A 4,627-nucleotide genomic window follows, 5' to 3' on the forward strand; every position below is an offset into this window, starting at 1 on the left:
AGTTCTTGAAATGCAACATATCTTTGCTACCGCTGTTATGCTGTGCTTTTTTGCTGCAATTACAGCATTTAGTTTTTTTGTAACGTATGCGTTGTTTCTTACTTTCTTCAGCATTGCTTTTGCCGATTCCACTACTTTTTCATCCAATAATTTTGATCTTAATGCCATTTATACCTCGCTATTACACTTAGTTTAGTATGGCTTTTTTTCCATTATTGTCTATCTGTTTGTTGTGCAGTGAGAATTGGTATAAGCTATTGCGATTGCAGAACTTACTATTTTGTAAAACCTTCATTCCTCTTGACTTTGTCAATTTTATAAAACTTGCTGTATTACTGGCAAACATCCAGCACCAACCAAGTTTACCTTTGTTATAATGGCTCGTTTCATCGATATGCAGAACTTCACTTTTACTTACTTCTTGCTCGATTTGCTCATATGCTTCTTGGCATTTTTCTGCAACTCTAGCCTCGCTATTTGACACGCTACCAACACTGATGTCCAGGTTGAAAATATTTTTTATAATATTTGCTACTTCTCTTTTCGAGTTCTTGTAAAATCCGCTCAGCGCCGCGATTGTTGACTCAACTTTTGGACCAAATGTATCCGCAGTAACACCTTCTGGTAGCCTGCTACTTTTTCTTTTTCCACACTTGCAACAGCGGCCATTGGTATTCCACAACATAAGGCTTAATTTCTGGCAAATCAACTTTTTGATGAATGTATGGCTCTTTCGATATCGCAATTTCTCCTCCGCACTCGCAAGAACTCTATTTTCACCACTTCATCTGCTTCCATTTTAGGGCGATACTTTCCTTCATGCCCAATCTGTGCCCCTATTTTCCTGTCACTTTTTTTCTTTTTCTTCTTTAGCTTGTATAACTCTTTTGAGCTCGGTATCGATGAATTTTGTGAATTCAGACCTAGTCTTTCTTTCAATTCAGCATTTTCGATTCTTAGCGCCTTATTCTCAGATCTAAAATTTTCGTTTTCTATCTCTAACCTCTTTATCTCTGCTTTTAGTTGCTCTATCTCTATTTTAAAGCTTTCACAGAGCTTGAGAAGACTAGCTAGTAGATCAGACATATTTACCACACATACTACTTGTGATATTATGTTTTTAGCACTCCTTGTCTACTTTTTATTTTACCGCTCCGCTGAACGGATACCTTTTTTTTACTGTTTGAGTATGTAAGGATTATGACGACCTATCCCAAACCTCAACTATATCCTCACTAAACTCTATTATCTTTGTTTTTTTAAACTGATAACAGTTGTTAATGAATTGAATCCCTAAATCTCCTACAAAAGGAGTGGCATCATTGCCTAAAATTTTACCACTGCGGCATATTATCAACCTATCGATTAAATTACACTTTAATAGTTCTGTGATTAACACTCCTCCACCTTCAACTAATAATCTTGTTATACCAATTTCTGAAACAAGTTTTGATGCCATGTCTTTTAAGCAGACTTTATTGATAATGTCAGGCTCCGATGTTATTCCAGCGCGTGACGCTGGAATCCAGTTTTCATTATGCAATTGCTTGAAGTTTTTTGGATCCCAGTGTCTGGGCACTGGGATGACAGGAGAAGGCGTTGGAATGACAGGAGAGTGTGTTGGGGTGACATCTGGAATGACAGGAGGTTTGTTATTTGAATTAACTATCAAATAGTTAATGTTTTTTATTTTTTTCTCTACTTCTTTATTTGTGATGACCCAAGTTATTACTTTGTCTGCAGTCTTTGCAATGTTATGCTCTTCCTTTAATCTCCCTTGATTATCTATAATTAGCCTTATTGGCGATCTACTTCCGAGTCCTGGTAATCTGCAAGTTAAGAGTGGATCATCATTAATAAGAGTATTGCTGCCAATCATAATTGCATCATATTTCGTTCTGAGCTCATGCACCCAGTTTCTCGTATTTTCACTTGTTATCCATTTGCTATCGCCTGTAAATGTTGCGATTTTTCCGTCAAGAGTTGTTGCGACTTTGCAAGCTATAAATGGTCTATGTAATTCTTTAGTGGTGAAAAAACCGACATTCAGTTCTTCTGCTTCTTTTTGCATAATACCTTGCTCAACTTCAATTCCTGCTTCTTTCAGAGCTTTAATGCCTCCACCTGAAACTCTACTATCTGGGTCAATAGTTGCAATTACTACTCTTTTTATGCCAGCTTTTATGATTTTTGCAGTGCAAGGCCCCGTGACTCTGTGATGACAACATGGCTCAAGAGTGATATATATAGTTGCGCCATGAGTTGAATCTTTAGCGTTTTGCAAAGCGACTACCTCCGCATGCGGACGCCCACCAATCCCTGTATATCCCTCACTAACAATTGTACCATCTTTTACAATAACACACCCGACAGCAGGATTTGGTGCAACATTTCCAAGATTTTTTTCTGCAAGCCTTAATGCAATTGACATGAAATGATCATCAGTCATTAGAAAGAAGTCATTTCGTATGAGGTATCAAAAATTCTTCTGTGCTCGTGTATAGCAAATCTATCTGTCATACCTGAGATATAGTCACATATTATTACTGAACGCTGAGATTCACAAGCGAGTTTGCTCCACTCTGTGGGAAGTAATCCTGGGTTTTCATAAAAACATTGAAAGAGTTCCTGTATTATGCGTTTTGCTTTGTTCATCGTTCTACTCAGTTTATAGCTTCTGTATATTTTCTCCATGTTGAATCTTTTCATTTCTTTTGTAGCATTCGCAACTTCTGGTGAAAATGTGACTAGCATTTTATTTAGACTTCTTACGTCTTCTACGCTTTTTATTTTGTGATCTTCAATATTTTTTTCAGTCTGAGAAACAACATCACTTATCATAGTTCCTATAGTTCCACTCAGTGATTCATGTATGAGTTTGCTCTGAGGCAATTCTGAATATCTGCTCCTTATGTCTTTAAACATTTTTTCAATTAAAGGAACATTCAGCAAATCTTCGATGGTTACTAAATTCGCCCTGAGTGCATCATCAAGATCGTGAACACTGTAAGCAATATCATCGGCAATTGAAGCAACTTGCGCTTCAATGCTTGAAAATTCTTCAAGTTTTAGATCATATTTTTTGTTGTATTCTAATAACAGCTGATTACTTGTAGAAGACTCCGCGTTTTGACCAAGCAAGGGACCGTTATGTTTTGCAACTCCTTCAATCACCTCCCAACTTAGATTCATACCATCAAAATCAGCATGTTTTTGTTCAAGATAAGTTAAAATCCTTATAGCTTGAACATTATGATCAAACTCATACTTCTCATTATCAAGATTCAAATCTTGAACTGATTTCTTTAGAGCATCTTCACCTGCATGACCAAATGGAGGATGACCAAGATCATGTGCGAGCGCTATGCATTCAGTGATATCCTCATTTAAGCCAAGTCTACGCGCAATGGACCTTGCAATTTGTGCAACTTCAAGGCTATGAGTAAGCCGAGTGCGATAGTAGTCGTGCTCATAATTGATAAAAACTTGTGTTTTGTACTCCAACCTTCTAAACGCATTAGAGTGAATGATACGGTCCCTATCACGCTGAAAGCAGCTGCGATTCTCATCTTCTGGCTCTTTGAAGTATCTCCCTTTTGTTTTGCTTGGAAAACATGCATAATTTAATAGAAAATTATTGTTTGACATGTAAAATTTCTACTATAATAAGTTATCAATAATAAACGGTGGTTACTATGTCAACAAATTACAACATCAACTTAACTGATAATGCACTAAAAAAAATCCACTCTCTTGCAGAGCAGGAAGGGGATAAGAGTTCCATTTTACGGGTTGCAGTTTCAGGTGGTGGATGTTCTGGCTTCAAATACAATTTTCTTATGGATCAAATGAATAAAAATCTATCTTTGGATGATGAAGACGATGATTACGATGATGAGTTTGATGACGAAGATGAAGATGATGATTATGAAGAAAGCGAGGACTATAGAAGCCACTCCAGTTTTAGCGAAAAAGGTAAAGATATAGTAATTAATGATGAAAATGGCAATCCTGTATTAATGGTTGATAATTGTTCAGCAAAATTTTTAAATAACTCAGTTATAGATTATACTGAGGATCTCAGTGGTTCTGGTTTTCAAATAAAGAATGCCTTTGCTGAATCCCAGTGTGGTTGTGGCAACAGCTTCTCAGTTTAGTCAAAAATTTGATGTCATTCCAGTGCGTGACACTGGAATGGCTTTGTTGCATCACACTTTATGAGATGGTGATTTATGGTAAATTCATGTAACTATCTTAAATTTAGCCATACCAATATCAGTGAATTTATTAAGCAAATAGCATTTGATTAGCAGTTCTTTTTCTCGATTTATCTCAGATTTATTCCTAAAACTAAATCCGAATATTTGCTTTAATCTTGAGAAAAACCCTTCAATATAAGATCTTTTCCCATAATTTACTTCTTTTTTCCATTCTTTCATGCCATCTTCACCGTATAATTTTATTAACCTAATAGCAGCATTCCTGTCAGACATATAATCTATTTCTGGATGTTCTGCCGCATTGTTTATTGGTGGAATTTTTGTCTTTATATCATATTCGTTACACAACTTATAAAACTTGTGCCTATCACATGCTCTATCTGCATATAGTGCTTTTATGGCATGCT

General features: G+C 36.2%; 4 protein-coding genes and 2 pseudogenes. 1 reads left to right on the top strand and 5 read right to left on the bottom strand.

From position 1 onward, the window contains the following. From OZD66_RS01545 to OZD66_RS01560, 4 genes and pseudogenes are all read right to left on the bottom strand, one after another. Positions 1–168 (bottom strand): annotated as a pseudogene (locus OZD66_RS01545) (IS630-like element ISWpi10 family transposase); the annotation flags it as partial. Between the two features lie 43 nt (positions 169–211). Beyond that, a pseudogene (locus tag OZD66_RS01550) lies at positions 212–1,086 on the bottom strand (IS66 family transposase); the annotation flags it as partial. A 112-nt stretch (positions 1,087–1,198) separates the two neighbouring features. Continuing rightward, positions 1,199–2,449 carry a bifunctional diaminohydroxyphosphoribosylaminopyrimidine deaminase/5-amino-6-(5-phosphoribosylamino)uracil reductase RibD gene (ribD, locus tag OZD66_RS01555; protein ID WP_182366634.1) on the bottom strand — a complete coding sequence of 417 codons (1,251 nt, stop codon included), beginning with the start codon at positions 2,447–2,449 and terminating at the stop codon, positions 1,199–1,201. After that, positions 2,449–3,648: a deoxyguanosinetriphosphate triphosphohydrolase gene (locus OZD66_RS01560; protein WP_182366635.1), complete on the bottom strand. Its 1,200-nt coding sequence runs from the start codon at positions 3,646–3,648 to the stop codon at positions 2,449–2,451. The genes ribD and OZD66_RS01560 overlap by 1 nt, the downstream gene beginning before the upstream one ends. A 47-nt stretch (positions 3,649–3,695) precedes the next feature. Here OZD66_RS01560 and OZD66_RS01565 point away from each other — a divergent pair, with 47 nt between their 5' ends. Further along, a complete protein-coding gene (locus OZD66_RS01565) occupies positions 3,696–4,157 on the top strand; it encodes a HesB/IscA family protein (protein WP_182366636.1) in 462 nt (153 codons plus the stop codon). Between the two features lie 84 nt (positions 4,158–4,241). On the opposite strand, the gene OZD66_RS01570 is transcribed toward OZD66_RS01565, so the two are convergent. After that, the coding region (locus OZD66_RS01570; protein ID WP_458695168.1) for a transposase at positions 4,242–4,627 on the bottom strand (386 nt) is incomplete at its 5' end.

It is taken from the genome of Wolbachia endosymbiont of Drosophila baimaii, from assembly GCF_028982185.1.
GTDB classification, from domain to species: Bacteria; Pseudomonadota; Alphaproteobacteria; order Rickettsiales; family Anaplasmataceae; genus Wolbachia; species Wolbachia pipientis.